Below are 26,628 nucleotides of genomic sequence, written 5' to 3'. Positions count from 1 at the left end.
CCTCGCAAAAAACCCTCGATTTTACAGAAGGATCGGCCTCCCGTGTGAACTGCTTCGCTCTGGAAAACGGCAAAATCGCCCACTTCATCAAGGGGTCACAATCCGCAGGCAACATTGCGCTGCAGAAATGTTGTCACCCTACCCTGGAAACCCGATGAAAATGCTCCTCACCCCCGCCATCCGACTCATGCAGCGCCTGCGCCTGCTGCCCAAATTCATGCTTGTCTGCCTGGTCTTCCTGCTGCCGCTGGCGCTGGCGACCACCCTGCTGATCTCGGAACTGGGCAAGTCGCTGGCCCAGGCGCAGGACGCGCAGCGGGGCGTGGCCTATGTACGCCAGCTGCAGGAAGGCACGCGCCTGCTGCAGCAGCGGCGCGGCCTCGAGCACTTGCGCCTGAGCGGCAAGGCGGGCATGGACAACACGGCCCTCAACGCGCGCATCACGGCCGCGCTGTCGGCCCTGGCGCGCTTGCCGGCGGGCGCGGACTTGCCGCAGGCGGCCGAACTGACGAAGCAGTGGCAGGCGCTGCTGGGCCGCCAGGCGGGCCTCGCGGCGCGCGACAGCTACGCGGCGCACACGGCGCTGCTGCGCCAGTCGGGCAAGCTGGCCCAGCTGGTGGCCGACCGTTCGCACCTGAGCCTGGACCCGGACGCGGGCGCCAACCACCTGAGCGCCGTGTTTACCGCCACCTTGCCCGACCTGGCCGAGAGCCTGTCCGACATCGGCGGGCGCGGCGCCGCCTACATCGACACTGGCCTGTTCGAAGCGAACGAAGACCAGCTCGTCAACGCCAACGCGCTGATCGCGCGCCACGAGCTGGAACGCCTGCCGGCCCGCTTCGATGAAATCATTGTCGCCAGGCCGGAACTGCGCGCCAGCCTGCAGCCGGCCCTGAAAGCCGTGCCGGCCGCGCTGGCCTTCCTCGAACGCACGAAGAATGAAGTGACGAATTCCTACGACCAGACGTCGGGCGCGCAATTCCATGCGGCCGGCATGCAGGCGATCGATGCCCTGCACGCGCTGTCCGGCGCCTCGGCCAGCGCGCTCGACAGCCTGCTGGCGCAGCGCATCGCGCGCGACGAGGCGCGCCGCGGCCTGATCCTCGCCGCCATGCTGCTGGTGCTGCTGGCCGCCGCCTACCTGTGCGCCGGTTTCTATACCGCCTTCGCGCGCGATGTGACGCAACTGCGCGTGGCCGTCGGCGCGGCGGCGGCGGGCGACCTGTCGCAGCGCATCACTTCGCAGGCGCACGACGAGATCGGCGACCTGGTGCGCGACTTCGGCGCCATGACGCACGGCCTGGCTACCCTGGTGCAGGATATCCGCGGCGGCGCGGCCGTCATCGCGGCGGCCGGCGCCGACATCGCCCAGGGCAACGCCGCCCTGTCCGGCCACACGGCCACGCAAGCGGACGCGCTGGGTGCCACCGTGGACTCGATGCGCGAGCTGACGGCCACCGTGGGCCGCAACGAAGCCCACGTAGGACAGGGGCGCACGCTGGTGGCGACAGCGGCCGACGTGGCCCTGCGCGGCGGGCAGACCGTGGGCGCCGTGGTCGAGACCATGGCGTCGATCAAGGCCAGCTCGCACAAGATCGTCGACATCATCGGCGTCATCAACGGCATCGCCTTCCAGACGAATATCCTGGCCCTGAACGCGGCCGTGGAAGCGGCGCGCGCGGGCGAGCAAGGGCGCGGCTTTGCCGTCGTGGCGTCCGAGGTGCGCAGCCTGGCGCAGCGCTCGAACGAGGCGGCGCTGGAAATCAAGCGCCTGATCGGCGATTCGGTCGCCACCGTGGATGCGGGCGGCGACCTGGTCAATGCAGCCGGCAGCACCATGCGCCAAGTCGTCGATGCGGTGCAGCAGGTGGCCGTGGTGATCGGACGCATCAGCAGCGCGGGCGCCGAACAGAATGGCGAGATCGCCCGCATCAACCAGGCGCTGGCACAGATCGACGACATGACGCGCCAGAACGCGGGTCTGGTCGATGAGGCGCGCGCCGGTTCGCAGCGCCTGCACCAGGAAGGCGAGGCGCTGACGCACGCCGTCAGCCGCTTCCGCCTGGGGCAACACGAGGTGCCAGGCACGCGCCAGCCACCCGCCGCGACCGTGCGCGACGGCTTGCCCAGCGTGCGTCCGGCCGGCCTGTGGAGCGCCAACAAGCCGCGCGTCATATCACAAAATCGTGCGGAACGGCGCAAGGCTAGCTAGTCAAAAGTGCGCACGTAGGACAAGGACTACAATTCCGCCTCAAAGGAGACTACAAAGTGGCGACTGCTAATCTTATGTTCGCCACTTACATAAGCTCTTAAAGTAGCTACATCGCGATCTGCACCGCGCGGGTTGAAAAAACGCCGTTATCACATCAGTACGGCAGTTTTTTTTGGCCAGCAACGCGGCAGTCGCACTCCGATGTAAAAAGCCTGTGAGGAATACTATGAGCCATACTCAACTTATCGCCCCGGTCCAGAAGAATCAGCTGCTGCCGCGCGCCATGCCGGCGGCCGGACGGGAAATCAAGCTTGCGTCGCGGGTTAGCCTCAGCAGTGCACAACAGAATGAATTGCTGGCCGCCCTGCCGCGCGCGGCGCTCGAATCGCTGTTCGAAGACCTGGAACTGGTGGAACTGCCTTTCGGCAAAGAACTGTATGCCTACGGTAACAACCTGGAATACAGCTATTTCCCCACCACCGCCATCATTTCGCTGCTGTATGTCATGGAAGACGGCGCCACGACGGAAATCGCCGTGGTCGGCCATGAAGGCGTGGCTGGTGCCTCGCTGCTGGCAGGCGAGCGCGCCATGTGCACGGCCGTCGTGCAAAGCGCCGGCTACGGTTACCGCCTGAAAACGCAAAGCCTGCGCGACGCCTTCAACCAGGGCGGCGCCCTGCCCCAACTGCTGATGCGCTACACCAACGCCCTGTTTGCGCAGATGGCGCAGAACGCCGTCGGCGGCCGCCACAGCTCCATCGAGCAAAAGCTGTGCCGCTGGCTGCTGGATCGCCTCGACCGTTCGCCATCGAATGAATTGAAAGTCACGCAAGAACTGATTTCCATCATGCTGGGCGTGCGCCGCGAAAGCATCACGGCCGCCGCCGGCAAGCTGCAGGAAGAAGGCTTGATCCATTATCGCCGCGGCAATATCACGGTGCTGGACCGCGCCGGCCTGGAATGCTATGCGGGCGAATGCTACAAGGTCGCCAAGACGGAATACGACCGCTTGCTGCGCGACGTTTCACGCTGCTGATCGGGCAAGATAGTTAAAAAAATGGCCGGGCTGCATGCCTGGCCATTTTTTTATCTCAAAGAAAATTACGCTTCGGCATCCGCATTGATGTCTTCCAGCTCCGGCGTCAGCGGCATGGGAATCACGGCTTCCACACAAGTCCCCTTGCCTTCCGGCCCCTGGCGCACGGTAAGGGTGCCGCCCAGCAGCAAGGCCCGCTCGCGCATGCCCAGCAAGCCATGCGACATCGGTTTTTGCAGCGCGTCTTCCGTGATGCCGATGCCGTCGTCGATCACGCGCAGCACCAGGCCGTGCTCGTTGCGTTTCAAGGTCACGCTGACCATGCCGGCCCGTGCATATTTGAGGATATTCGTCAGCGATTCCTGCACGATGCGGAACAGAGCGATCGTCAAGGTCGCTTCGCGGTTATCGATATTGATGGCCACGTCCGTATCGCAGCGCACCGAGCTCATGCGCGCAAAATCCTCGCAATAGCTTTCAATGGCGGCGCACAGGCCCAGGTTGTCCAGCAGGCTGGGACGCAGGTCTTCCACGATGCGGCGCTTCAGTTCCACCGTTTCCAGCAGGGTCGCCTTGGCGTGGCGCAACTGCGCAGCCAGTTCCGGCTGCGTGTGCGCCAACTGCTGCGTGACGGCGCCCAGGTCCATGCTGATCGAGGTCAGGTTGGCACCCAGTTCATCGTGCAGCTCGCGCGCCAGGCGCGCTTTTTCCACTTCGTTGACACTGATCAAATGACGCGACAGCACGGATAACTGCTCGGTACGCTTACTGACCGTCGATTCCAGGGTGTCGTTGGCATTTTGCAATGCATACTCGACGGCTGCCCGGTTCTGGAAGCTGCGCCGCACCAGCTGGTAAAACATGATCAGCACGAGGATGGCCAAGGCATTGATGCCGATGCCGAGCAGCACGGCTTTCTGGTACTCATGATAAAAGGCGGCGCTGCCGGTCGACAGCGCTTCATTCTGCTCGCGCGTCATGATCACCACCTGCAGACGGATCTCGTCCATGGTGGCGCGGTCATCGGTCACACGGGAAATGTTGACGATCTCGGCCAACCCGCCCTGCTTGTAGACGTCGATCGACTGTTGCAACATCGACATTTTTCGGCGGATCAGGCTTTTCAGCTGGCCCAGGTTTTTCAGCTGGGTGGGACTGCCCGCCAGCAAGGCTTGCAGCTCATTGAATTCGTTGTCGATTTCGGTGGCAGCGGTCTTCGACGGCCCCAGATAGGTTTCGGAGCCGGAAATGAAATAGCCGCGCAAGCTGCTTTCCGCATCGAGCACGAGCACGTTCAAATACTGCAGGCGGTCGGCCACCCGGGCGCTCTGGCTGAGCAAGGCATTCGTGCCCTTCAGCGACTCCAGGTTATGGTAAAGGCTGAAACCATTCAATACAAGCAACAAGGCGCACGTCACGCACAGGATCGTCTTGTACAGGGGCAGGCGGTGATTCGGGGCCGGTTGAGCGGTGAAATACATCCTGGTGTGCATCCTTAGCAAGGTTCGGCGCGGGAGAGAGCGCCGGCGCCGGCCAATTATAGTCCTCGCCACAAACTGCTGCACTGCACAACATCAAGTCGTGCCCGGCTAGCTGGCTGAGCGATCATGTTTCCATGATCGCACCGCAGCGCTAGTCAAGCAAATTGTTTTTCATTGCGTAATAGGTCAAGTCGCTGTTCGATTGCAAGCCCATTTTTTCCATGATGCGCGTACGGTAGGTACTCACCGTCTTGATGCTCAGCGACAAGGCCACGCCGATATCGGACACGGTGGCGCCGCGCGCCAGACGCAGGAAGACCTGGAACTCGCGGTCCGACAATTCCGTATGCAGGGCGGCATTCGTGTCGCGGTCGAACGACTGCGCCAGCAGCTCGCCCACGGTGGAGCTGACATAGCGGCGTCCCTGGAATACGGTGCGCACGGCCGTCATCAGCTCATCGGCTTCGCATTCCTTGTTCAGATAGCCATTCGCGCCCATCTTGAACAAGTTCAATGCATATTGCTGCGCGGGATAGCCGCTGAGTATCAGCACGGGCAATTCCGGCTGGCCCTGGCGGATCGTGCGCAAGGTATCGATGCCGCTCTGATCGGGCATGGCTATATCGAGCAGCAATACATCGCAAATTTCGCGGCGGGCGATATCGAGCGCTTCGCGCCCGGTACCGGCTTCCGCCACCACACTGAAGTCGCTTGACGACGAAAAAATCTGTTTGAACCCAGCTCGTACTATTTGGTGATCATCACAAATGGCAACGCGTATCATTGTTTCCCCTTAAATTTTCCTGGCCTGGGAAAGACTACCGGAACCTGAACGCTGCTCCGGCTTAGCGTCACTAACAAAAACGCAACATTAACATTATATTCAAAATATGGCGCGCCGTAGGGTAGCGTCAGCATCAAGGCGTAGCGCCCATGCAGTATAGTCAACTTAGTCAACCGCTACCGGACAACCCGACCTATATTGGTACAAATCTTATTTTAGCAAGTTTAAAATCGCAATTAATTCCTTGCGTATCCACACGCGGTCCAGCGGCGCTTCCTGCGGCACGGCAGGCATGGCCGGCAGCACTGGCAGCTCGTCGGCAATGGCATGCGATGCGCCACGGCTGTCGAGCTTGTTGCGCGCGCCGCTGATGGTAAAGCCCTGCTCGTACAGTAATTCGCGGATGCGGCGTATCAGCAGCACCTCATGGTGCTGATAATAACGGCGGTTGCCGCGTCGTTTGACCGGCTTGAGCTGGGAAAACTCCTGCTCCCAGTAGCGCAATACGTGCGGTTTGACGCCGCACAACTCGCTCACCTCGCCGATCGTGAAATAGCGTTTCGCCGGAATGGGCGGCAAGGCGATCAACTCGGTTTTACTGATGCGCTCGTTCATCGCCACTCACTCAGGCAGCACGTGCCAGCGGACTGGTCTCTTCGACCATGCTTTTCAGCTTCTGGCTCGCATGAAAGGTCACGACACGGCGCGCCGTGATGGGAATCTCTTCGCCCGTCTTCGGATTGCGGCCCGGCCGCTGCGGTTTGTCGCGCAACTGGAAATTGCCGAAACCGGACAGCTTGACAGCCTCGCCACGCTCGAGCGCATTGCGGATCTCGTCGAAAAAGGTCTCGACCATATCCTTCGCTTCGCGCTTGTTCAGGCCCACTTGCTCGAACAACAGTTCGGCCAGTTCCGCCTTGGTCAAGGTGGGTAAATCTTTTTCCGCTTCCTGGCGCACTTTGGCAACCAGCATGGCCCGATGCAAATCGGCGGCCAGTGCGGATTGCAATACGGCGGAATCAACGTCGCTGTTATTAATTTTCCTGCCCTGCCTTTTCTGTGCGCCCGAGCTCGCCACATGGCAAGCTCGTCTACGGTTGACGACGGAAAGGCCGTCACGCAAAAAGCGACGGCCAGTCCGGTAATTACGAACGCAGTTTCGCGTCGTGGCCCTGCTTGGCGGCATCGATCAGGACAGCCATCAGGCCATCGACGACATCGTCTTGCAGGGTGTTTTGAGTATCTTGCAAGCTAATCCGGAAAGCAAGGCTTTTTTCATCCGCTTCCAGACCTTTTCCACGATATTCATCAAATAAAACAATGGCTTGCACGATACGCGCCGCAGGGCTTGCCTTGGCGGCGGCATGGAAGCTGTCGAGCAGATCCTGCACGGCCACCGATTGCTTGACGACCACGGCCAAGTCGCGGCTGGCACCAGGGAATTTCGAGATTTCCTGGTACACGGGCACGACCCGCTGCGTCAGGGCTGCCGCGTCGACTTCGAACAGCACGGGCGCCAGCGGCAAGTCATACTTTTGCATCCAGCGCGGGTGCAATTCGCCGATGAAACCGATGACCTTGCCATCGAGCTCCACGTTGGCCGAACGGCCCGGATGCAGGGCCGGATGTTCCGCCTTGGTGAAACGCAAGACCAGCGGCGCGAACAGCGCTTCCAGGTCCGCTTTCACGTCGAAGAAGTCGACCGTGCGCGCAGCCTGGCCCCACTGCTCGTCCGCCACCGCGCCGTAGGCCATGGCCGCCACGCGCTTGGGCTGGGCGTAGCCGGCCACCGACAGCGGGCCGTTTTCCACGCTGTCGTCGCGCTGGTAGATGGCGCCCACTTCGAAGATGCGCACGCGGTTCGTCTTGCGGTTCAGGTTGTAGCGCACGTTGGCGATCAGGCTGCCGATCAGCGAGGAACGCATCACGCTCATCTGGCTGGCGATCGGGTTCTGCAATTTGATCGGGTGCGTGTTGCCCGAGAAATCGCGCTCCCACGCCGCATCGACAAAGCTCATGTTAACCACTTCCTGGAAGCCCAGGTCGGCCAGCTCATGACGTACCGCAAACAGCGAGCGGGTATTTTCCGGTGCAATCTGCATCACGTTCGCTGCCACGGGCGGCAAGGTCGGGATGTTTTCAAAGCCGTACACGCGCGCCACTTCCTCGATCAGGTCTTCCTCGATCTCGATGTCGAAACGGTAGCTGGGCGACGTCACGGAAAACACGCCGTCGGCCAGCGTGAACGGCAGGGCCAGGCGCGTGAAGATATCGGCGATCAGCGCATCGGTCAGCGGTACACCGATGACTTTTTGCGCGCGCGCCGTGCGCATGGTCACGGGCTGGCGTTGCGGCAAGTTCACTACATGGTCGTCGACGGGACCGACGGTGGTGGCCGGCGTGCCGCAGATTTCCACGATCAGGGCCGTGATGCGCTCGATGTGCTCGACGGTGGTGGCGAAATCGACGCCGCGTTCGAAGCGGTGCGCCGCATCGGTCGAGAAATTCAAACGGCGCGCGCGGCCTTGAATGGCGTTCGGCCACCAGAATGCCGCTTCCAGGTAGATGCTGTCCGTCTCGTCCGAGACCGAGCTGGCGTCGCCGCCCATGATGCCGGCCAGCGATTCGATTTCCTGCTCATCGGCAATGACGCCGATCCACTCGTCAACGGCAACGGTGTTGCCGTTCAACAGCTTCACGGATTCGCCCGCCTTGCCCCAACGTACGTCGAGGCTGCCGTGGATCTTTGCCAGGTCAAACACGTGGCTGGGACGGCCCAGTTCCAGCATGACATAATTGGAAATGTCGACCAGGGCCGACAGCGGACGCTGGCCGCTGCGCTCGAGGCGCTGCTTCATCCAGTCCGGCGTGGCGGCGCGGGCGTTCAAGCCGCGGATGACGCGGCCCGTGAAACGGCCGCACAGGTCCGGCGCGCTGACCTTCACGGGCAGGATTTCATCGCTGGAAACCGGCACGGTGCGGAACTGCGGCGCATTCAGGGGTACGCCCGTGAGGGCCGACACTTCGCGCGCCACGCCCAGCACGGACAGGCAGTCCGCCTTGTTCGGCGTCAACTTGATCGTGAATTTCAAGTCGTTCAAAGCAAAGTAATCGCGGAAATTCTGGCCGATCGGCGCGTCGTCCGGCAATTCCATCAAGCCGGCGTTTTCTTCCGACAATTTCAATTCGCGCGCGGAGCACAGCATGCCTTGCGACTCGACGCCGCGCAGCTGGCCCACCTTGATTTCAAACGGCTTGCCATCGGCGCCAGGGGGCAACACGGCGCCCGCCATCGCGCAGACGACTTTCAAGCCCGGGCGCACGTTGGGCGCGCCGCAGACGATGTTGAGCATGGTGCCCGTGCCGACATCGACCTGGCACACGTTCAGGCGGTCCGCATTCGGATGTTTTTCCATCTCCAGGACCAGGCCCACCACCACGTTCGAGAACGGGGGCGCGACAGGATCGACGTCTTCGACTTCGAGACCGGACATGGTCAGCAGATGGGCCAGTTCGTCCGAAGTCATCTTCGGATCGACCATGGTACGGAGCCAGTTTTCGGAAAATTGCATAATCAAGCCTTCAAAGGGTCAAAGCTCACAGCGCGAGCGCACGGGCGCTCAAGCGCCATGAATCAAACGGAACAACGCTTAGTTGAATTGCTTCAGGAACCTTAAATCGCCCTCGTAGAACAGGCGCAGGTCGTTGATGCCATAACGCAGCATCGTCAGGCGTTCCAGGCCGGAGCCGAAAGCAAAACCGATGAATTTCTCGGGATCGAGGCCAAAGTTCTTCACCACGGTCGGATGCACCTGGCCGGCGCCCGACACTTCCAGCCAGCGGCCTTTCAATGGGCCCGAGCCGAAGGCGATGTCGATCTCGGCCGACGGTTCCGTGAACGGGAAGTACGACGGACGGAAGCGCACCTGCAGGTCGTCCGTCTCGAAGAAGGCCTTGACGAAGTTCAGGTACACGCCCTTCAGGTCGGCAAAGCTGATGTCTTCGGCGATCCACAGGCCTTCGACCTGGTGGAACATCGGCGAATGGGTGGCGTCGCTGTCGACGCGGTAGGTACGGCCCGGCGCGATGACCTTGATCGGCGGCGTGTGCGTGCGCGCATAGCGCACCTGCATCGGGCTCGTGTGCGTGCGCAGCAGCAAGGGCTTGCCATCGGTGTCGTTGCCATCGATGTAGAAGGTGTCCTGCATGGAACGGGCTGGATGGTTTTCCGGGCTGTTCAGCGCCGTGAAGTTGGTCCAGTCGTTCTCGATTTCGGGGCCGTCGGCCACGTCGAAGCCGATCGAGCGGAAGATTTCCTCGACCCGCTCCCACGTGCGCATCACGGGATGGATGCCGCCTGGCATGCGGCCACGGCCTGGCAGGGTCACGTCGATCGCTTCGGCGTTCAGACGGCCTTGCATCTGGGCATCGGCCAGCGCATCACGGCGCGCCGTCAGCGCGTCTTCGATCTGCACTTTGACGGCGTTGATCAGGGCGCCCTGCGCCTTGCGCGCATCCGGGTCCAGTTTGCCCAGGCCCTTCATCATTTCGGTAATCTGGCCAGTCTTGCCCAGGTAGCGGGCTTTGGCGTTTTCAAGTGCGGCAGCGTCTGCGGCGGCGATAAAGTCAGCCTGGGCCGAGACGACGAGTTCTTCTAGGGAGTTCATGCGGCATTTCCTGTTTTGGACATCAATTCTGGACTCGGTTAGCTAAAATCCAACAATCAAAAACGGAAACGGGGCATAAGGTTCACACCCCTGCCCCGCTCTTTATAACGTCACCCTGGGGATGACGTTGTGCAATAACCGTGCTTACGCAGCGATTTTTGCTTTCACTGCGTTGACAATCGCAGCGAATGCTGGCTTGTCCATCACAGCCATATCGGCCAGGACTTTACGGTCCAGTTCGATATTTGCTTTTTTCAGACCGTTCATGAATACGCTGTACGTTACGCCATGCTCACGGGAAGCGGCGTTGATACGGGCGATCCACAGGCGGCGGAAAACGCGTTTCTTGTTGCGGCGATCGCGGTAAGCGTATTGGCCAGCGCGCATAACTGCTTGCTTGGCAACACGGTATACACGGCTGCGGCGACCACGGTAGCCTTTAGCTTGAACAAGAATCTTTTTATGACGGGCACGAGCTGTAACCCCACGTTTTACTCTAGGCATAGTAACTCCTTAAATTGAGTGTGAGATTAAGCAGTCGGCATCATGCGCATGACGGATGTGACATCCGATGCGTTGATGTTACGGGTACCGCGCAACTGACGTTTGTTCTTGGTGGTCTTCTTGGTCAGGATGTGGCGCTTGAACGCGTGACCCGACTTGACAGTTCCACCTGGACGCACGCGAAAACGTTTTTTCGCGGAGCTTTTGGTCTTCATTTTAGGCATAGCAATCTGTCCTCTTACGGACAGCTCCATTTATAACAGGATTGCAGGTGGCAACACGACGCTGCGCTTAGATGCCTGCTTTCACATGTTGTGCAGCGGATGCGAGTCCGCTACAGTTCACGCGGCCCGCACATTGCTGAGCGAGCCGCGCAAATTCTGCCTGGGGTTTGACGCCGCGCCAATGCTGGCACGCGCTGTGTTCACCCACAGTAAAACGCTATTGTAGCTTACTTCTTCTTCTTAGGCGAAAGAACCATGATCATTTGGCGGCCTTCCATCTTCGGGAACTGCTCGACCTGGCCATACGGCTCCAGATCGGCTTTCAGACGTTCCAGCATGCGGAAGCCAATATCCTGATGCGCCATCTCGCGGCCGCGAAAACGCAAGGTGATCTTGGTCTTATCGCCGTCTTCAAGGAACTTGATGAGATTACGCAACTTGATATTGTAGTCACCATCATCAGTCCCCGGACGGAATTTGACTTCCTTCACGAGGATGATCTTTTGCTTCAATTTGGCTTCGTGAGCTTTCTTTTGCTCCGAATACTTAAATTTGCCGTAGTCCATCAAACGGCACACCGGTGGCTGCGCGGTAGGCGCAATTTCCACCAGGTCGACATTTGCCTCTTCCGCCAGGCGGAAGGCTTCAGCCAAACTTACGATACCGAGTGGCTCGTTATCGACCCCGCTTAAACGCATTTCAGGGGCAGTGATTTCGCCATTGATGCGATGTGACTTGTCAGTAGCTATTGTAATTTCCTTTAAAAATCTTGTAAGACGGTCGTGCAGCGAGTTTCCTCGTCAGGCCTTGGTGTCGACTTCATGTTTGAGTCGCTCAATCAGGGCATCGACGGACATGACGCCCAGATCGACATTGCCCCGCGCCCGCACGGCCACTGTATTCGCATCCCGCTCTTTGTCGCCAATCACTAAGATGTAAGGCAATTTTTGTACGGAATGTTCACGTATTTTATAGGTAATCTTCTCGTTACGCAAATCAGCCTGTACGCGCAGCCCCGCTTTGCGCAGTTTTGTTGTAACTTCCTGTACATAGTCAGCTTGAGCGTCGGAAATATTCAACACCGACACCTGTACCGGCGACAACCACAGCGGCATGGCGCCCGCATAGTGTTCGATCAGGATGCCGATGAAACGTTCCAGCGAACCCACGATCGCGCGGTGCAGCATGATCGGCACCTGGCGCGTGTTGTCCACGGCCACGTATTCGGCGCCCAGGCGGCCCGGCATCGACGGATCGATCTGCACGGTGCCCACTTGCCATGCGCGGCCCAGGCTGTCTTTCAGGTGGTATTCGATCTTCGGACCGTAGAAGGCGCCCTCGCCCGGCAATTCCGTCCATTCCACGCCACAGGCGCGCAGGGCCGAACGCAAGGATTCCTCGGCAAAATCCCACGACTCTTCCGTGCCGATGCGGTTATCGGGACGCAAGGCCAGTTTCACGTCGATATTCGTAAAGCCGAACGCCGTGTACACATCCATGGCCTGCTGGTGGAAAGCCGTCACTTCGCCGGCGATCTGCTCTTCCAGGCAAAAGATGTGGCCGTCATCCTGCGTAAAACCGCGCACGCGCATCATGCCGTGCAAGGCGCCCGAAGGTTCATTGCGGTGGCATTGGCCGAATTCGCCGTAGCGCAATGGCAAGTCGCGGTAGCTGCGCATGCCATTGTTGAAAATCTGGATATGGCCTGGGCAATTCATCGGCTTCAGCGCATAGGCGCGGTTTTCCGATTCCGTGATGAACATGTTTTCACGGTAATTATCCCAGTGACCGGTTTTTTCCCACAGGCCACGGTCGAGGATTTGCGGCGCCTTGACTTCCTGGTAGCCGTTGACCTGGTACACATTGCGCATGTATTGCTCGACCTGCTGCCAGATGGACCAGCCCTTCGGGTGCCAGAAGATCAGGCCCGGCGCTTCTTCCTGGAAATGGAAGAAATCAAGCTGCTTGCCCAGTTTGCGGTGGTCGCGCTTTTCCGCCTCTTCCAGGTTGTGCAGATACAGTTCCTGGTCTTCCTTCTTGGCCCAGGCCGTGCCATAGATACGCTGCAGCATCTCGTTTTTCGAGTCGCCGCGCCAGTAGGCGCCGGCCAGCTTCATCAGTTTGAACACTTTCAGCTTGCCCGTCGACGGCACGTGGGGGCCGCGGCACAAGTCCGTAAACTTGCCTTCGGAATACAGCGACACTTCCTGGTCGGCCGGGATCGAGCCGATCAGTTCAGCCTTGTACGCTTCGCCGATGCCCTTGAAGTATTCGATGGCTTCGTCGCGCGCGACAACCTTGCGCGTGACTTGCTCGTCCTTCTTGGCCAGTTCCGCCATTTTCTTTTCGATCGCCGTCAAATCTTCCGGCGTGAACGGGCGCTTGTAGGCGAAGTCATAATAAAAACCGTTGTCGATCACGGGACCGATGGTCACTTGCGCGTCCGGGAACAATTCCTTGACGGCATACGCCAGCAAGTGGGCCGTCGAGTGGCGGATCACATCCAGGCCATCGGCGTCCTTGTCCGTGACGATTGCCAGTTCCGCGTCTTGCTCGATCAGATAGGAGGTATCGACCAGCTTGCCGTCGACCTTGCCCGCCAGGGCAGCCTTGGCCAGGCCGGTACCAATATTGGCCGCAACCTGGGCCACGGTGACCGGGCCGTCGAATTGACGGGCGGAACCATCGGGAAGTCGGATTGTAAGCATATTGATCTCCATATCGGCGCTGGCGCCAGGTAAAACTGCAATGAATGGTGTGGACTGAAAAACTGAAAGGAAAACGCAGACGCAAAAAAACGCGGACTAGCCGCGTTTTTCACTTTTTTGAGACAAAGGAAACCCGTTCGACTAGCGTCACTCCCAAAGCTTGGTAGTAGTTCGCGGTGTCATAACCGGTTTACCCTTTCTCTCTAACTGCATTCTGGTGGGCGGTGAGGAATTCGAATCCCCGACCCCTTGGATGTCGACCAAGTATTCTAACCAGCTGAACTAACCGCCCGTAAAACTTTTGTTGATCATTTTATTTTAAATGACCGCTTGCGGCTTGCGCCAGCTTAAAAACCATCTACTGCTAAATTCTGGTGGGCGGTGAGGAATTCGAATCCCCGACCCCTTGGATGTCGACCAAGTATTCTAACCAGCTGAACTAACCGCCCCGAAGACCAGCATTATAGAGAGGCTTTCCCAGAATGACAAGGGCTGTTTTACAGGAAACTTTAATCTGTTTTTCATCCGCTTCCCGGGCGTCAGCCCTCTTTATATAGAGTCGGCCCGGCGCGCGCGGAATGCCGCTAGAATCGCGGCATGAACTCCACCCTATTCGCCTGGCTGAAAACCCTGAGCCGTCTCTGCGGTTTTGAAACGGCCGACTCCTTCCCGCCCAATCATCCCTACGCGCGCACGCGCTGGGAAGCCGCGTATTTCGATATCGCCTCCGACGTGAAACCCGACGAAATCGAACGGCGCCTCTGTGCGGCCATCGCCAACACGCCGAGCGTCTTCGCCTACATCACCAATCCCACGCCGCGCATGCAGCGCGCGCTGCTGAACGTGATCCACGACCGGCTGCGGCGCCAGCCCGGCGCGGGCGCCACCGACCTGGTCCTGTTGTTGATCAATGCCTACGCCAGCGACCACATCACGGAAGCCGTGCCCGGCCTACGCGCCCTGATCCTCAATACCGCACAGGAAGACACGAATCTGCGCGTGCATGCGATCCTGGAATTATTGGTGGGCACGCCACGGGGACTGGACGTGATCGACATGTAGTCGTCACGCATGATTGGCGGGCACATGGCGCGCCCGCCAGCGCATGAACGGTGTTTCCACCACGCTATACAAGAGCCAGCCAGTGACGATACTGACGGAGATACTGATGAGTATCGCCGGCAGGCTATCCGGCCCATAAGCAAAGTCTTGCAAGAAGGGGCGCAGCACAATGCACAGCTGCTTGTGCAGCAAATAAATCGCATACGACCACAGGGCCAGGCTGGCCGCGCCGGGCACGCGCAGTTTATATAAGGCGCTGGCCGGGCTGAGCGCGGCGATCAGCAGCAAGCTGAAACTGGCGGCCAGAGCCGGATAGCCGAACACCGTTACCGCATAGCCATAGTGATCGTTAAGAAACACATAAAACATCAGCGCCGTACCGGCAATTCCTGCCAGCAAGGTGCGGTTGCCATAGGAGGTCAGGCGCGCCCAGGCGCCAGGGTGGAAATTCTTCAGCAGCGCCAAGGCCACGCCCGCCACCAGCTCGTCGAAGCGGCACCACGAGGCGTAATAAATATACTTGTAATAGCCGAGACCGCCGCGCGGCACGTGCACATACTCATCCCACAGGTAGGCGCGCACCAGCATGCCGGCGATCAAGCTGGCGGCCACGGCCAGCCACGCCCACAGCAGCGACTTGCGGCAGGCGGCGATCAGCAGCGCCACGGCCGGCAGCAGCACATAGAACTGCTCTTCCACGCACAGCGACCATGCATGGGAAAACGCCGTGCCCGGTGTCAGATTGATGTTTTGCGTAAAGGTCAGAAATTTCCACAGTGGCAGCAGCGCGCTGTCGCCACGAAACGCGGGCCACACATAATACAAAGCCAGCACGACATAGAAATTGGGCAAGGTACGCAGGAAACGCCGCGCATAGAATCGGGGCAAGGAAAACCCGTGTTCGCTGCGCAAGGCCGCGAAGATCTGGTTGCCGATCAGATAGCCGCTGAGGGCAAAGAACAGGTCCACGCCCGCCCAGCCGATCTCTCCCCAGAAACCGAACGCCCCGCCCTCGCTGACGAACAGCAAATAATGGTTCATGAAGACGAGCACGATGGCCAGCGCGCGCAAGGTATCGAGGCCATACAGGCGGGAAGGATGGGACGTACTGGACATGGAATCGGCAAGGAAAACAACGGTGGCGCCGATCATGCCACGGCGCACCTTGCCGTGGCCAACTTTTTGCGGGCGTGCAAGGCGAATCCCGCTAAAATATGCCGACCCCGCTTTCCCTTCCCGCAACCGCATAGGATATGTCCAGCATGAGCAGCGCACTCCACTTCAAGTCCATCAACTACACGGGCCAGGGCAGCGGCCCGCGCCTGATCGTCACCGGCGCCGTGCACGGCAATGAAACCTGCGGCACCAAGGGCATCCACCGCGTGATGGCTGAACTCGACAGCGGCGCCCTCTCCATTGTGGCCGGCAGCGTCACGTTCGTGCCCATCACCAACCCGCTGGCCTACGCCAAGGGCGTGCGCAGCGGCGACCGCAACCTGAACCGCAACCTGTTCCCGAACGACCATCCGCAGGATTTCGAAGACCGTATCGCCAATTGGCTGTGCCCTTTGCTGGGCCAGCACGACGTGCTGCTGGACTTGCACTCGTTCAATGCCGACAGCCAGCCTTTCGTCATGGTGGGGCCGCGCAACAACGATGGCCCGCTGCAGCCGTTTCAACAGGAAGACAAGGAACGCGCGCTGGCGCGCCGCCTGGGCGTGCGCCGCTTCGTCGATGGCTGGCTGCATGCGTATGGCCAGGGCGTGCAGCGCCGCCTGGGCAATAGCGACCAGGTGGGCCTGGTCTTGCGCTACGGCGTGGGCACGACCGAATACATGCGCTCGACGGGCGGCTACGCCCTGACGCTGGAATGCGGCCAGCACGCGGACCCGGCCGCGCCGGATGTTGCCTACCGCGCCATCATGAACACCCTGGCCTTCCTCGGCTTCATCGACGCGCCGCAGCCTGAACCGATCGCCGACGCGGACATGGAAGCGCTGAACATGGTCGTCGTGCACGACAAGCTGCATGCAAGCGACCGCTTCATCAAGACCTGGTCCAGCTTTGACAAGGTCAAACAGGGCGAGCAGATCGGCGTGCGCGCGGACGGCACGCCAGTGACGGCCGAGTTCGACGCCTACATCCTCTTCCCGGACGTCAACGCGCAAGCCAATGCCGAGTGGTATTACCTGGCGCGGGTAGCCAGCAGCTTTTGATTAGTGGCCGACCGACCTGGAGAACAGGTTAATCACCAGCACGCCGGCAATGATCAGCCCCAGGCCGATCAAGGCCGGCATATCGAGGCTTTGCTTGAACCAGAACCAGCCGACGGCGGAAATGAGCACGATGCCCACGCCCGACCAGATCGCGTAAACGATGCCGGTAGGAATGACCTTCAGGGTCAGCGACAAACACCAGAAGGCGATGCTGTAGCCGAGCACGGTGATGATGCTGGGCCACAAGCGGCTGAAGCCCTCGGACGCCTTCAAGGCGCTGGTGGCGATCACTTCGGCGATGATGGCGATGGCCAGGTAGAAATACGTCATGGCAAGACTCATGCTGGCATCCCTATTGCGGGCTGAGCAATTTCAAGCCCAGGATGCCGGAGACGATCAGGGCGATGCAGGCGATGCGCGCGGCGCTGGCCGGTTCGCCCAGCACCATGATGCCGAAGATGGCCGTGCCCACGGTGCCGATGCCCGTCCAGATGGCGTAGGCCGTGCCCAGAGGCAAGGTGCGCAAGGCCAGGCCCAGCATCACCACGCTGCCCAGCATGGACACCGCCGTCAAGACGGAGGGCACGAGGCGGGTAAAACCGGCGCTATATTTGAGGCCGATGGCCCAGCCGATTTCCAGCAAGCCCGCCAATACCAGAATGATCCACGCCATCTATTTCTCCCGAGGCGGCAGGGTCGTCCCCGCCATGCAGCCCCCACATCGAGCGGGGTCGTCCCCACAGGAGCAAAAGGAAAAGTATACCATCGGGTGAAAACTCTTGCCCCGGGCACACTATCGCTAGTGCCACCGCTCTAATCGAAAGTTGCCAAAAAACATGCACATGGCAGCATAATTGGGCATTCACACACACCCGGGAACAATGATGCTGCTACTGGCCCAAATCCTTACCGCCCTCATCCTGCTGCTGCACGTCTACATCGTGCTGCTGGAAACCGTGCTGTTCAATGCGCGCGGACGCAAGGTGTTTGGCTTGTCCAAGGAAAAGGCGGAGGTCGTGCGCCCCGCCATGTCGAACCAGGGCTGCTACAACGGCTTTCTGGTGGCGGCACTGGCGCTGGGCTTTTTTCACCCGGACGCGGCCATCGCCCATGCATTCACCGTCTTCGGCCTGGCCTGCATCGCCGTGGCCGGCGTGTGGGGCGCGGCCACCGTCATGACGCGTATCCTCTATCTGCAAACGGTTCCTGCCGTCATCGCCCTGCTGCTGTTCCACTTCGCCTGATACCTGGCGGGACGGTCGACCGGGCGCCCCGCCACCCGCTTGCCTGACAAATCCAGTTCCCAGCACGTTTTTTATTTATATCGTAAAGTTACGATATTGAAATTCACAAAAGACGATACATATATCGCTTGAAGACGAACATCGACCAGGAGAAACAGCATGGACATCGACGCCATCCACAAGGCGCTGGCCAATCCCGTACGACGGCAGATTTTGCAGTGGCTGAAGGAGCCGGAGCAGTATTTTTGCGAACAGGACCATCCGCTCGACTTTGGCGTCTGCGCCGGCCTGATCGACCGCCGGCTGGGACTGTCGCAATCAACGGTCTCGGCGCACCTGGCCACCCTGCAAAAGGCCGGTTTAATTTCCGCCAGGAAAGTTGGCCAATGGAGCTTTTTCAAGCGCAATGAAGCCACCATCCAGGCCTTTCTGGACCACATGCAGCAAGGTTTGTAATAGCAACCCCATCCATATCGCCGTTCGCGGCACTCTCGACAGGAAAGATAGCAACCATGACCACTTTATTCGATCCCATCACCATTGGCAGCCTGCAACTGAAAAACCGCATCATCATGGCGCCGCTGACGCGTTCGCGCGCCGGCAATCCGGGCCGCGTGCCCAACGCCCTGATGGCCGAGTACTACACGCAGCGCGCCTCGGCCGGCATGATCATCTCGGAAGCGACGGCCGTCACGCCGCAGGGCGTGGGCTATGCCGACACGCCCGGCATCTGGTCCGACGAGCAAGTGGAAGGCTGGAAACACATCACCAAGGCCGTGCATGACGCGGGTGGCCTGATCGTGCTGCAACTGTGGCATGTGGGCCGCATTTCCGCGCCCGTCTTCCTCGATGGCGACCTGCCCGTGGCGCCCAGCGCCGTCAAACCGGCCGGCCATGTCAGCCTGGTGCGCCCGAAACAGGAATACGTCACGCCGCGCGCGCTCGATGCGGAAGAAATTCCCGGCATCGTGGCGGCCTACCGCCTGGGCGCCGAAAATGCGAAAAAAGCGGGCTTCGACGGCGTGGAAATCCATGGCGCCAATGGTTATCTGCTCGACCAGTTCCTGCAAGACAGCACCAACTTGCGCACCGACAACTATGGCGGCTCGATTGAAAACCGCGCCAGATTGATGCTGGAAGTGACGGACGCGTGCATCGAAGTATGGGGCGCCGACAAGGTCGGCATGCACCTGGCGCCGCGCCGCGACGCGCACGACATGGGCGATTCGAACCCGCGCGCCACCTTCGGCTATGTGGCGCGCGAACTGGGCAAACGGGGCATCGCTTTCATCTGCGCGCGCGAAGCGCTCGGCGAAGACCGCCTGGGCCCCTACCTGAAGCAGGAATTCGGCGGCGTGTACATTGCCAACGAGAAAATGGACAAGGCGGCGGCCGAAGCCTTGCTGGCCAAGGGCGAAGCCGATGCCGTGGCCTTTGGCCTGTGGTTCATCGCCAACCCCGACCTGCCCATCCGCCTGCACAGCGACGCGCCGCTCAATCCGCTGAACCCGGACACCCTGTATGCACCGGATGCTGCCGGCTACACGGACTACCCGGCACTGGCGGCACAAGCCTAAACAGCGCCCTGAGCACACCCTGAGCGGCTCTGCGCCTCTCCCCCCACGCGGCGGGCGCAACGACCCCAACGCAGTTCCTGCGCAATGATCGTGGCGGCCGCCGTTTTTGCCTGTTTTTCAGCGCCATCGGCGCCGGGCCGGCCGGGCCGGGCGGCGCGCCTGCACGCTGCTGAAGACGCGGCGTATCACCTCGGCCGGTACGGCATGCTCGCGCAGATAGGCCGTCGCGACCGTCCGGCCGAGGGCGTGATGAAACGCCACGCCACGCTCGACGAGCTCGGCCATCACTTTGTCCGTTCGGACATTGTTTCCATGTACATCATCGACATTGTTTTTCATGCCATGGCTCCCTATCGGGTGAATCAACCCTGCATCAAGTTTTGACCACATACCGTGCATTTAGTGCCCGGCACAGGAAGCAAGCATGGTTAAAATGGCAGTACAAACAGCGCCGACACCGCATGGATAGCGGCCTCGACTGCTTGTCGCCACCGCCAGCCCCGTATAGAATGCCTGCGCAGAATTTTTGCTTCAAGGAAAATGGCCACCAGCGCCATCCCATTAAAACAGTGTCACTGAAGGGTATCAATGGACGATTTATTTGTACAAGCGGGCGACTTGCCGACCTGGCACCAGCGCTGCGCGCTGCGCGTGCTGCACCTGTTCGGCTGGCGCATGCGCTTCCGCCCCTTGCCGGGGCCGCGCGGCATCGCCGTCGTCTACCCGCATACGTCCAACTGGGATTTCATGGTCGGCCTGTTCGGCAAATGGGCGCTGTCCTTGCCGTTCCGCTGGCTGGCCAAGGATTCGCTGTTCCGCGGCCCCATGGGCAAGGTGCTGCGCTACCTGGGCGGCGAACCCGTCGACCGCAGCACCACCAGCGGCACGATCGGCCGCCAGGCCGAGCGCATGCTGGCCGCCGACTGGTACTGGCTGGCCATCACGCCGGAAGCGACGCGCAGCTACCGGCCGAACTGGAAAAGCGGCTTTTATCACCTGGCCGTGGCCGCCAAGGTGCCGCTGTTGCTGGTCTACATCGACTATCCGAACAAAGTGCTGGGCGTCGTCGACCATTTGTACTTGACAGGCGACAAGGACGCCGACATGGCGGCGATTGCCGCCGTGTATGCGGGCCACCAGGGCTTGCATCCGGAAAAAGCGGCGCCCATCGTGCTGTCCGACAAGCGCCCCGGCGCTTAATTCATTCCCATCAGCACCACGCCAGCGGCCGTCAAGGCCACGCCGGCCAGGCGCAGCACGCGCTCGGCCAGCACCTGGCCAATGCAACGTCCCGCACACAGCAGCACGGCCGAGGCCAGCATGAAACCGCACGCGGCCGACGCGGCCGGCAATTCCTGTCCATGCGCATTGCCATGCGCCAGCGCAAACAGGCCCACCAATCCCATGCCTAGCCAGTTCGGCAAGGCCAGCGCCAGCGCGATGGCCAGCCCCACCAGCGCCACCGTGGCGGCGATGCCCGTTTCCAGCCCCAGCACCGTCAGGCCCGCCATGCCGGCCAGCGCGCCGAGCAGCATCATGCCGAGGAAGGTGGCGGGCTGGGCCAGGCTGCCGCGCTGCTGGCCGCCCCAGAGACCCACGCCCAGCATGGCCAGCAAATGGTCGATGCCCGTGAACGGATGGGCGAAACCGGCCAGGAAGCCCACGCTTTCGCCATGGCCTGGGTGGGCCATGGCAGGCAAAGCCAGCAGGCACAGGGCAGCCACGGCGGCCGTTTTCTTCATCAGTCTTGCGCTCATTGCAGCTCCTTGCCTGGTTGATCGAGCAAACCTTGCTCGCGGATAAAATCGATCACGGCCTGCACGCCGTCGCCGCTGCGCAGGTTGGTGAAGACAAAGGGGCGCTCGCCGCGCTGCTGCCTGGCGTCGCGGGCCATCACGCCCAAGTCCGCGCCCACGTGCGGCGCCAGGTCCGTCTTGTTAATGATCAGCAAATCGGAACGCGTGATGCCGGGCCCGCCCTTGCGCGGAATCTTTTCGCCGCCAGCCACGTCGATCACGTAAATCGTCAGGTCCGACAGTTCCGGGCTGAAAGTGGCGGCCAAATTATCCCCGCCCGATTCGACCAGGATCAAATCGAGATTGGGAAAATCGGCCTGCATGCGCGCGATCGCTTCCAGATTGATCGACGCATCCTCGCGGATGGCCGTGTGCGGGCAGCCGCCCGTCTCCACGCCCATCAGCCGCTCGGCCGGCAAGGCATCGGCGCGCAGCAGGATTTCCATGTCTTCCTTGGTATAGATGTCGTTCGTGATGACGGCCATGTCGTAGCGCTCGCGCATGCCCTTGCACAGCATTTCGCACAGGGCCGTCTTGCCCGAGCCAACGGGCCCGCCTATGCCCACGCGCAAGGGATTGGAGGTAATCGATGTCATTGTTGCTCTCTCATAGAATGATTCAGGAACGGTAAAGCCGGCTGTACTGCACTTCGTGCCGCATCGACAGCAGCGACAGGCCCGGCGCCCAGTTGCCCATCTCGTCGTCTGCCAAGGTTTGCGCCGTGAGGGCCGCCGCTTCCAGGTCCGGCCGCAGCGACAGCAACAGGCGCTGGCCCGCCACCTGCCCCAGCGGCACGGATTTCACGCAAACGAGCACCTGGTTTTCCGCCCAGGCGAACAGCATGGCCAGCAGCGCCTCTTCGCGCGGAATGGCCAGCGCCGCCACGGCGCAGGCATACGCGGTGGGCAGGGCCACTTCCGGCTGGCCCTGCAGCATGTCGATCAGGACACCGTCCGCCACGCCCAGTTCGGCCAGCAGCTTGGTCAAGGAATAGCCCATCTGGATGGTTTCGGCGCGAAATTCCGCCGTGTCGCGCGAAGCGATGAAACGCTCGCTCCAGCGCTGCACGGCGCGCAGATCCTGCGCTTCAAACGCCTGCATCAAACGCCAGCACAGGGGCGCTTCCCAGCGCGCCACCACCTGCGCCAGGTGTTGCGCGATCCAGTCGCGCGCCGTGGCCGCATCCGTCACCAGGTTTGACTCCAGCGCCGCTTCCAGCCCCTGCGAATAGCTGTAGGCGCCGATCGGCAAGGCCGGACTGGCAAACTGCAGCAGATGCAGCAGGGCCGACGCCTGCATCACGCAGTGTCACCGGGGCGGTGGATTTTCTGCCGCAGCGGCACGGGCGCCAGCAAATGCTGGCCGTGGCCGTCGTGGTGGCCATGGCCGCCGCCGTACGCGCCCGCTTCCGGCTCGAACGGTGCCTCTTCCTCCGTCACGGTCGCCTGCAAGCCTTCGAGCATTTCCTTCAGCACCACGTCCTTGCGGATGCGCAAAAAACCGTCGCCCACCTGCGCCTGCGTGTGGCGGTTCCCCAGGTGGAAAGCGCAGCGCAGCAGGGTATGCGCGTCCGCGCAGCGCACCAGATAGGTCGGTTCGCGCGCGGCGACGATCCGCACCACCTGCCCGCCCGGCCCCGTCATGCGCTCGCCGTCGCGCAGCACCGTGCCGCGCACGGTGAACACGGCCACGTCCTCGCCATTTGACAGCACGGCGCGCAACCGGCATTTTTCGCGCTGGTCATAGGGCAGTACCAGTTGAGCAACGGCGGCGCGATGGTCTTCTGCCGTCAGTTTGGTATGCAAAGTGAGCATGCTTGTCTCCCGCTTAAAATAGAAAATAGCGCTGCGCCATGGGCAGCACGGCCGCCGCCTCGCACACGAGCAGCTGGCCGTCGGCGCGCACGGCGTAGGTTTCCGGGTCCACTTCCATGTGCGGCGTGGCGCCGTTGTGGATCATGTCCGCCTTGCGCAAGCCGCGCATGTTTTTCACGGCGATGATGGATTTATTGAGTTTGAGCTGGTGCCCGATATCGAGGTCGTAGGCCGCTTGCGAGACAAAGGTGAACGACTTTTTCAGGCCGCCGCCGAAGGCGCCGAACATCATGCGGTAATGCACGGGCTGCGGCGTGGGAATCGAGGCATTCGGGTCGCCCATCTGCGCGGCCGCGATCATGCCGCCCTTTAAAATCATCGACGGCTTGACGCCGAAGAAGGCCGGCTTCCACAGCACGATGTCGGCGATCTTGCCCGCCTCGATGGAGCCCACCACGTGCGAAATCCCGTGTGTGATGGCCGGGTTGATCGTGTACTTGGCGATGTAGCGCTTGGCGCGGAAGTTATCGCTGCGCGCCGTGTCTGGCGCCAGCGCCCCCCGCTGCACCTTCATCTTGTGCGCCGTCTGCCAGGTGCGCATGATCACTTCGCCCACGCGGCCCATCGCTTGCGAATCGGACGACATCATCGAGATGGCGCCGATATCGTGCAAGATATCTTCCGCGGCGATGGTTTCGCGGCGGATGCGCGACTCGGCAAAGGCCACGTCTTCGGCAATGGCCGGGTCCAGGTGGTGGCACACCATCAGCATGTCCAGGTGCTCGTCGAGCGTGTTGACGGTGAATGGGCGCGTCGGGTTGGTCGACGAGGGCAGCACGTTGGGCTGGCCCACGGCGGCGATGATGTCGGGCGCATGGCCGCCGCCCGCCCCTTCCGTATGAAACGTGTGGATGGTGCGGTCCTTGAAGGCGGCCAGGGTGTGCTCAAGGAAGCCGCCCTCGTTGAGGGTGTCGCTGTGCAGCGCCACCTGGATGTCCATGCGCTCGGCGACGGACAGGCAATTGTCGATGGCGGCCGGCGTGCTGCCCCAGTCCTCATGCAGTTTGAGGCCGATGGCGCCCGCGCGCACCTGCTCGACCAAAGGCAGCGGCAGGCTGACGTTACCTTTTCCCATGAAGCCCAGGTTCATCGGGAAGGCGTCGGCGGCCGCCAGCATGGCGTGCAGATGCCATGGTCCCGGCGTGCACGTGGTGGCGGCCGTGCCCACGGCCGGCCCCGTGCCGCCGCCCAGCATGGTCGTCACGCCGCTCATCAGGGCTTCCTCTATCTGCTGCGGGCAGATGAAGTGGATGTGCGTATCGACGCCGCCGGCCGTGACGATCATGCCTTCGCCGGCGATGATTTCCGTCGCGCCGCCGATGACCAGGGTCACGCCGGGCTGGATGTCGGGATTGCCGGCCTTGCCGATGCCGAAGATCAGGCCGTTTTTCAGGCCGATATCGGCCTTCACGACGCCCCAGTGGTCGAGGATGACGGCATTCGTGATGACGGTGTCCATCACCTCGGCCGCGCAGCGCTGCGACTGGCCCATGCCGTCGCGGATCACCTTGCCGCCACCGAATTTCACCTCTTCGCCGTAGACCGCGTAGTCATGCTCGATCTCGATGAACAGTGCCGTGTCGGCCAGGCGGATGCGGTCGCCCTTGGTGGGGCCGAACATCTCGGCATACGCGCTGCGGGGAATGCTGGCCATCTCAATCCTTTCCCGGTGGAGTGTCTTGCAGTTCGCCCATCACTTCGCCATTGAAACCGTACACCTTGCGCTCGCCCGCCAGCGCCACCAGTTCCACCGTGCGCTGCTGGCCCGGCTCGAAGCGCACGGCCGTGCCGGCCGTGATATTGAGGCGCATGCCGTAGGCGCGCCAACGCTCGAAGGCCAGCGCCGGATTGACTTCAAAAAAGTGGAAGTGCGAACCGACCTGGATGGGCCGGTCGCCGCGATTGGCCACCACCACGGTGGCCGTGGCGCGCCCCGCATTCAAGCTGATTTCACCTTCTTCCAATTGGTATTCGCCTGGGGTCATGAGGGGCTCCTGTCAATGTCGCTTGTATGGTTACGGTATCGGGTGGTGCACGGTCACCAGCTTGCTGCCATCGGGGAAAGTCGCTTCCACCTGGATGTCGGGGATCATCTCGGCGATGCCGTCCATGACGTCGGCGCGCGAAAGTATCTTGGTGCCGTCCGACATCAGCTGCGCCACCGACTTGCCGTCGCGCGCCCCTTCCATGATGGCGGCGCTGATCAGGGCTACCGCTTCCGGATAATTCAATTTCAAGCCGCGCGCCAGGCGCCGTTCGGCCAGCAGCGCGGCCGTAAAAATGAGCAGCTTGTCTTTTTCGCGGGGTGTCAGGTCCATGGTTTTCCTTGCGCTTCTTTCCTGCGCTTCTTTTATGATTAAGTGTTCCAGATGCGGGGCACGACGGCCTCGCGTCCCAGCATGGCGGGGCGCAGCAACTGCCAGGCGGCCAGCATGATCGCGCGCGCCGCCTCGCTGTCGCCGCACAGCAGGCGCACCACCACCAGCGCTTTCATCTGCGTCGCGCCAAACGCGGCGCCAGCCGGCACGGCGATCGCGCGCACGGCCGCCAGCACGGCGGGAGAAAGGGGCGTGCCGACGGCGATCAGGGTGGCGCACACCGTGTGCCCGCCCAATCCCAGGGGGCTGGCCATCAGGGCGCCGCCCGCGGCCAGCACGCCCGGCTCCCACCACAGCAGCTTGCCGCCGCGGCGGATCCGCACCTGCTGGCTGATGCTGCCCGTCTTAAAAATTTCGCCCGCGGCGCTGCGGCCCAGGCAAACGATGTCGCAGCCGATGTAGCCGGCGTCCGCCGCCAGTTCCACCTCATGGCGCAGGCGCACGCAAGCCTGGTCGAAGAAAATGCTTTCCTGCGGCAGCCACTCGATCGCCGCGCCGCTGACCGCGCGCAGCACGATGTGCTGGCCCGAGACATGGCCGTTGGCGCGATACCATTTGGCGGCGCCGGGCGAGGTCAGCAAGGCGTGCGCGCCCTCGCCCACCGTGGCGTCGACGGCCAGCTGGTCGCCGCCCACCACGCCGCCAGGCGGATGGATGATGATGGCGTGGCAGACGGCATCGCCTTCCGGGTACAGGGGCTTTTGCACGCGCAGGGGGCCGCTGTGCGTGCGCTCGACGAGGCGGCTGACGCCATCGTGCAGCGCGAAGCCCAGGCGCAGGTGCGCCTGCCAGGCGCCGTGTGCGCCGGCTGGTGGAGGCATGACTGGATGGCTGCTGTCTGGCATGCGGGGCAATCGCGTAAATA

General features: G+C 61.7%; 30 protein-coding genes and 2 tRNA genes. 9 read left to right on the top strand and 23 right to left on the bottom strand.

Annotated elements, in window-relative coordinates; genetic code table 11:
- The first annotated feature begins 154 nt into the window (after positions 1-154).
- Together CBW66_RS07180 and CBW66_RS07175 are read left to right on the top strand one after the other, a co-directional pair.
- On the top strand, positions 155-2,212 hold the full coding sequence (locus CBW66_RS07180; RefSeq protein ID WP_086136605.1) for a methyl-accepting chemotaxis protein: 2,058 nt from the start codon (positions 155-157) through the stop codon (positions 2,210-2,212).
- Between the two features lie 226 nt (positions 2,213-2,438).
- Positions 2,439-3,248: a Crp/Fnr family transcriptional regulator gene (locus CBW66_RS07175; protein WP_034783188.1), complete on the top strand. Its 810-nt coding sequence runs from the start codon at positions 2,439-2,441 to the stop codon at positions 3,246-3,248.
- Between the two features lie 65 nt (positions 3,249-3,313).
- On the opposite strand, the gene CBW66_RS07170 is transcribed toward CBW66_RS07175, so the two are convergent.
- The 12 genes from CBW66_RS07170 to CBW66_RS07115 form a co-directional block, all read right to left on the bottom strand.
- Positions 3,314-4,729 (bottom strand): CHASE3 domain-containing protein, encoded by a 1,416-nt coding sequence (locus CBW66_RS07170; protein ID WP_086136604.1) that lies wholly within the window; start codon positions 4,727-4,729, stop codon positions 3,314-3,316.
- A gap of 151 nt (positions 4,730-4,880) precedes the next feature.
- A complete protein-coding gene (locus tag CBW66_RS07165) occupies positions 4,881-5,513 on the bottom strand; it encodes a response regulator transcription factor (RefSeq protein WP_034783185.1) in 633 nt (210 codons plus the stop codon).
- Between the two features lie 210 nt (positions 5,514-5,723).
- A complete protein-coding gene (locus CBW66_RS07160; protein ID WP_086136603.1) occupies positions 5,724-6,128 on the bottom strand; it encodes a MerR family transcriptional regulator in 405 nt (134 codons plus the stop codon).
- 10 nt (positions 6,129-6,138) lie between these two features.
- Complete coding sequence (locus CBW66_RS07155) at positions 6,139-6,486, bottom strand: integration host factor subunit alpha (protein ID WP_010399205.1); 348 nt, start codon at positions 6,484-6,486, stop codon at positions 6,139-6,141.
- A gap of 172 nt (positions 6,487-6,658) precedes the next feature.
- The gene (gene pheT, locus CBW66_RS07150) at positions 6,659-9,085 is read right to left on the bottom strand and encodes a phenylalanine--tRNA ligase subunit beta (RefSeq protein WP_086136602.1); all 2,427 of its coding nucleotides are present in this window, start codon (positions 9,083-9,085) and stop codon (positions 6,659-6,661) included.
- A gap of 78 nt (positions 9,086-9,163) precedes the next feature.
- Positions 9,164-10,180: a phenylalanine--tRNA ligase subunit alpha gene (gene pheS / locus CBW66_RS07145; RefSeq protein ID WP_034751917.1), complete on the bottom strand. Its 1,017-nt coding sequence runs from the start codon at positions 10,178-10,180 to the stop codon at positions 9,164-9,166.
- Between the two features lie 144 nt (positions 10,181-10,324).
- Entirely contained in the window at positions 10,325-10,684 is a 360-nt protein-coding gene (gene rplT / locus CBW66_RS07140) for a 50S ribosomal protein L20 (RefSeq protein WP_010399214.1), read from the bottom strand.
- 26 nt (positions 10,685-10,710) lie between these two features.
- The gene (gene rpmI / locus CBW66_RS07135; protein WP_038493025.1) at positions 10,711-10,908 is read right to left on the bottom strand and encodes a 50S ribosomal protein L35; all 198 of its coding nucleotides are present in this window, start codon (positions 10,906-10,908) and stop codon (positions 10,711-10,713) included.
- A 227-nt stretch (positions 10,909-11,135) separates the two neighbouring features.
- Positions 11,136-11,657 carry a translation initiation factor IF-3 gene (gene infC / locus CBW66_RS07130; protein WP_071650129.1) on the bottom strand — a complete coding sequence of 174 codons (522 nt, stop codon included), beginning with the start codon at positions 11,655-11,657 and terminating at the stop codon, positions 11,136-11,138.
- A gap of 51 nt (positions 11,658-11,708) precedes the next feature.
- Positions 11,709-13,616, bottom strand: a complete 1,908-nt coding sequence (gene thrS, locus CBW66_RS07125; RefSeq protein WP_086136693.1) for a threonine--tRNA ligase — start codon at positions 13,614-13,616, stop codon at positions 11,709-11,711.
- Positions 13,617-13,831: 215 nt separating this feature from the next.
- Positions 13,832-13,908, bottom strand: a tRNA-Val gene (locus CBW66_RS07120).
- A gap of 80 nt (positions 13,909-13,988) precedes the next feature.
- Positions 13,989-14,065, bottom strand: a tRNA-Val gene (locus CBW66_RS07115).
- Positions 14,066-14,213: 148 nt separating this feature from the next.
- On the opposite strand from CBW66_RS07115, the gene CBW66_RS07110 reads away from it, so the two are divergent.
- Positions 14,214-14,678 carry a hypothetical protein gene (locus CBW66_RS07110; protein WP_086136601.1) on the top strand — a complete coding sequence of 155 codons (465 nt, stop codon included), beginning with the start codon at positions 14,214-14,216 and terminating at the stop codon, positions 14,676-14,678.
- A gap of 3 nt (positions 14,679-14,681) precedes the next feature.
- Here CBW66_RS07110 and CBW66_RS07105 read toward each other — a convergent pair whose 3' ends face one another.
- A complete protein-coding gene (locus CBW66_RS07105) occupies positions 14,682-15,794 on the bottom strand; it encodes an acyltransferase (RefSeq protein ID WP_170933058.1) in 1,113 nt (370 codons plus the stop codon).
- A gap of 146 nt (positions 15,795-15,940) precedes the next feature.
- Here CBW66_RS07105 and CBW66_RS07100 point away from each other — a divergent pair, with 146 nt between their 5' ends.
- Positions 15,941-16,894 carry a succinylglutamate desuccinylase/aspartoacylase family protein gene (locus tag CBW66_RS07100; RefSeq protein WP_230492219.1) on the top strand — a complete coding sequence of 318 codons (954 nt, stop codon included), beginning with the start codon at positions 15,941-15,943 and terminating at the stop codon, positions 16,892-16,894.
- Here CBW66_RS07100 and CBW66_RS07095 read toward each other — a convergent pair whose 3' ends face one another.
- The gene (locus tag CBW66_RS07095; RefSeq protein WP_086136599.1) at positions 16,895-17,224 is read right to left on the bottom strand and encodes an SMR family transporter; all 330 of its coding nucleotides are present in this window, start codon (positions 17,222-17,224) and stop codon (positions 16,895-16,897) included.
- Positions 17,225-17,246: 22 nt separating this feature from the next.
- Entirely contained in the window at positions 17,247-17,567 is a 321-nt protein-coding gene (gene sugE / locus CBW66_RS07090; RefSeq protein ID WP_070217981.1) for a quaternary ammonium compound efflux SMR transporter SugE, read from the bottom strand.
- Positions 17,568-17,778: 211 nt separating this feature from the next.
- Here sugE and CBW66_RS07085 point away from each other — a divergent pair, with 211 nt between their 5' ends.
- From CBW66_RS07085 to CBW66_RS07065, 5 genes are all read left to right on the top strand, one after another.
- A complete protein-coding gene (locus tag CBW66_RS07085) occupies positions 17,779-18,138 on the top strand; it encodes a DUF1304 domain-containing protein (RefSeq protein ID WP_086136691.1) in 360 nt (119 codons plus the stop codon).
- A gap of 159 nt (positions 18,139-18,297) precedes the next feature.
- Positions 18,298-18,594, top strand: a complete 297-nt coding sequence (locus CBW66_RS07080; protein WP_070217983.1) for a helix-turn-helix transcriptional regulator — start codon at positions 18,298-18,300, stop codon at positions 18,592-18,594.
- 56 nt (positions 18,595-18,650) lie between these two features.
- Positions 18,651-19,715, top strand: coding sequence for an alkene reductase (locus CBW66_RS07075; protein WP_086136598.1), 1,065 nt, complete (start codon positions 18,651-18,653; stop codon positions 19,713-19,715).
- Positions 19,716-19,799: 84 nt separating this feature from the next.
- The gene (locus CBW66_RS07070) at positions 19,800-20,099 is read left to right on the top strand and encodes a hypothetical protein (RefSeq protein WP_086136597.1); all 300 of its coding nucleotides are present in this window, start codon (positions 19,800-19,802) and stop codon (positions 20,097-20,099) included.
- A gap of 204 nt (positions 20,100-20,303) precedes the next feature.
- Positions 20,304-20,915 carry a 1-acyl-sn-glycerol-3-phosphate acyltransferase gene (locus CBW66_RS07065; protein ID WP_086136596.1) on the top strand — a complete coding sequence of 204 codons (612 nt, stop codon included), beginning with the start codon at positions 20,304-20,306 and terminating at the stop codon, positions 20,913-20,915.
- Here CBW66_RS07065 and CBW66_RS07060 read toward each other — a convergent pair.
- Genes CBW66_RS07060 through CBW66_RS07025 form a run of 8 tightly spaced genes read right to left on the bottom strand, consistent with a single transcriptional unit; the run spans position 20,912 to position 26,584 of the window.
- On the bottom strand, positions 20,912-21,472 hold the full coding sequence (locus CBW66_RS07060; protein WP_230492220.1) for a HupE/UreJ family protein: 561 nt from the start codon (positions 21,470-21,472) through the stop codon (positions 20,912-20,914). The genes CBW66_RS07065 and CBW66_RS07060 overlap by 4 nt on opposite strands.
- Complete coding sequence (gene ureG, locus CBW66_RS07055; RefSeq protein WP_086136594.1) at positions 21,469-22,107, bottom strand: urease accessory protein UreG; 639 nt, start codon at positions 22,105-22,107, stop codon at positions 21,469-21,471. Before ureG ends, CBW66_RS07060 begins: the two co-directional genes overlap by 4 nt.
- Positions 22,108-22,129: 22 nt before the next feature.
- Positions 22,130-22,810, bottom strand: a complete 681-nt coding sequence (locus tag CBW66_RS07050) for an urease accessory protein UreF (protein ID WP_086136593.1) — start codon at positions 22,808-22,810, stop codon at positions 22,130-22,132.
- Positions 22,810-23,325: an urease accessory protein UreE gene (gene ureE / locus CBW66_RS07045; protein ID WP_086136592.1), complete on the bottom strand. Its 516-nt coding sequence runs from the start codon at positions 23,323-23,325 to the stop codon at positions 22,810-22,812. The genes CBW66_RS07050 and ureE overlap by 1 nt, the downstream gene beginning before the upstream one ends.
- Positions 23,326-23,338: 13 nt before the next feature.
- Positions 23,339-25,039 carry an urease subunit alpha gene (gene ureC / locus CBW66_RS07040; RefSeq protein ID WP_086136591.1) on the bottom strand — a complete coding sequence of 567 codons (1,701 nt, stop codon included), beginning with the start codon at positions 25,037-25,039 and terminating at the stop codon, positions 23,339-23,341.
- Position 25,040: 1 nt separating this feature from the next.
- The gene (locus CBW66_RS07035; protein ID WP_034751935.1) at positions 25,041-25,370 is read right to left on the bottom strand and encodes an urease subunit beta; all 330 of its coding nucleotides are present in this window, start codon (positions 25,368-25,370) and stop codon (positions 25,041-25,043) included.
- A gap of 30 nt (positions 25,371-25,400) precedes the next feature.
- Positions 25,401-25,703, bottom strand: coding sequence for an urease subunit gamma (locus CBW66_RS07030; protein WP_034751936.1), 303 nt, complete (start codon positions 25,701-25,703; stop codon positions 25,401-25,403).
- Positions 25,704-25,741: 38 nt separating this feature from the next.
- The gene (locus CBW66_RS07025) at positions 25,742-26,584 is read right to left on the bottom strand and encodes an urease accessory protein UreD (RefSeq protein ID WP_230492221.1); all 843 of its coding nucleotides are present in this window, start codon (positions 26,582-26,584) and stop codon (positions 25,742-25,744) included.
- Between the last annotated feature and the right edge of the window lie 44 nt (positions 26,585-26,628).

It is taken from the genome of Janthinobacterium sp. GW456P (assembly GCF_002127655.1).
GTDB lineage: Bacteria > Pseudomonadota > Gammaproteobacteria > Burkholderiales > Burkholderiaceae_D > Janthinobacterium.
This window is presented reverse-complemented; position numbering and strand designations above follow the sequence as displayed.

Excerpts from the sequence above, each read along its gene's own strand:
- CBW66_RS07175 (WP_034783188.1), top strand. The coding sequence starts at position 2,439 with ATGAGCCATACTCAACTTATCGCCCCGGTCCAGAAGAATCAGCTGCTG.
- rpmI (WP_038493025.1), bottom strand. The coding sequence starts at position 10,908 with ATGCCTAAAATGAAGACCAAAAGCTCCGCGAAAAAACGTTTTCGCGTG.
- CBW66_RS07085 (WP_086136691.1), top strand. The coding sequence starts at position 17,779 with ATGCTGCTACTGGCCCAAATCCTTACCGCCCTCATCCTGCTGCTGCAC.
- CBW66_RS07070 (WP_086136597.1), top strand. The coding sequence starts at position 19,800 with ATGATCGTGGCGGCCGCCGTTTTTGCCTGTTTTTCAGCGCCATCGGCG.
- pheT (WP_086136602.1), bottom strand. The coding sequence starts at position 9,085 with ATGCAATTTTCCGAAAACTGGCTCCGTACCATGGTCGATCCGAAGATG.
- CBW66_RS07030 (WP_034751936.1), bottom strand. The coding sequence starts at position 25,703 with ATGGACCTGACACCCCGCGAAAAAGACAAGCTGCTCATTTTTACGGCC.
- CBW66_RS07155 (WP_010399205.1), bottom strand. The coding sequence starts at position 6,486 with ATGCTGGTTGCCAAAGTGCGCCAGGAAGCGGAAAAAGATTTACCCACC.
- CBW66_RS07165 (WP_034783185.1), bottom strand. The coding sequence starts at position 5,513 with ATGATACGCGTTGCCATTTGTGATGATCACCAAATAGTACGAGCTGGG.
- CBW66_RS07170 (WP_086136604.1), bottom strand. The coding sequence starts at position 4,729 with ATGTATTTCACCGCTCAACCGGCCCCGAATCACCGCCTGCCCCTGTAC.
- CBW66_RS07050 (WP_086136593.1), bottom strand. The coding sequence starts at position 22,810 with ATGCAGGCGTCGGCCCTGCTGCATCTGCTGCAGTTTGCCAGTCCGGCC.
- CBW66_RS07105 (WP_170933058.1), bottom strand. The coding sequence starts at position 15,794 with ATGTCCAGTACGTCCCATCCTTCCCGCCTGTATGGCCTCGATACCTTG.
- CBW66_RS07035 (WP_034751935.1), bottom strand. The coding sequence starts at position 25,370 with ATGACCCCAGGCGAATACCAATTGGAAGAAGGTGAAATCAGCTTGAAT.
- pheS (WP_034751917.1), bottom strand. The coding sequence starts at position 10,180 with ATGAACTCCCTAGAAGAACTCGTCGTCTCGGCCCAGGCTGACTTTATC.
- CBW66_RS07095 (WP_086136599.1), bottom strand. The coding sequence starts at position 17,224 with ATGACGTATTTCTACCTGGCCATCGCCATCATCGCCGAAGTGATCGCC.
- ureC (WP_086136591.1), bottom strand. The coding sequence starts at position 25,039 with ATGGCCAGCATTCCCCGCAGCGCGTATGCCGAGATGTTCGGCCCCACC.
- CBW66_RS07065 (WP_086136596.1), top strand. The coding sequence starts at position 20,304 with ATGGACGATTTATTTGTACAAGCGGGCGACTTGCCGACCTGGCACCAG.
- CBW66_RS07110 (WP_086136601.1), top strand. The coding sequence starts at position 14,214 with ATGAACTCCACCCTATTCGCCTGGCTGAAAACCCTGAGCCGTCTCTGC.
- CBW66_RS07080 (WP_070217983.1), top strand. The coding sequence starts at position 18,298 with ATGGACATCGACGCCATCCACAAGGCGCTGGCCAATCCCGTACGACGG.
- CBW66_RS07180 (WP_086136605.1), top strand. The coding sequence starts at position 155 with ATGAAAATGCTCCTCACCCCCGCCATCCGACTCATGCAGCGCCTGCGC.
- CBW66_RS07075 (WP_086136598.1), top strand. The coding sequence starts at position 18,651 with ATGACCACTTTATTCGATCCCATCACCATTGGCAGCCTGCAACTGAAA.
- ureE (WP_086136592.1), bottom strand. The coding sequence starts at position 23,325 with ATGCTCACTTTGCATACCAAACTGACGGCAGAAGACCATCGCGCCGCC.
- CBW66_RS07025 (WP_230492221.1), bottom strand. The coding sequence starts at position 26,584 with ATGCCTCCACCAGCCGGCGCACACGGCGCCTGGCAGGCGCACCTGCGC.
- thrS (WP_086136693.1), bottom strand. The coding sequence starts at position 13,616 with ATGCTTACAATCCGACTTCCCGATGGTTCCGCCCGTCAATTCGACGGC.
- CBW66_RS07060 (WP_230492220.1), bottom strand. The coding sequence starts at position 21,472 with ATGAGCGCAAGACTGATGAAGAAAACGGCCGCCGTGGCTGCCCTGTGC.
- ureG (WP_086136594.1), bottom strand. The coding sequence starts at position 22,107 with ATGACATCGATTACCTCCAATCCCTTGCGCGTGGGCATAGGCGGGCCC.
- CBW66_RS07100 (WP_230492219.1), top strand. The coding sequence starts at position 15,941 with ATGAGCAGCGCACTCCACTTCAAGTCCATCAACTACACGGGCCAGGGC.
- rplT (WP_010399214.1), bottom strand. The coding sequence starts at position 10,684 with ATGCCTAGAGTAAAACGTGGGGTTACAGCTCGTGCCCGTCATAAAAAG.
- CBW66_RS07160 (WP_086136603.1), bottom strand. The coding sequence starts at position 6,128 with ATGAACGAGCGCATCAGTAAAACCGAGTTGATCGCCTTGCCGCCCATT.
- sugE (WP_070217981.1), bottom strand. The coding sequence starts at position 17,567 with ATGGCGTGGATCATTCTGGTATTGGCGGGCTTGCTGGAAATCGGCTGG.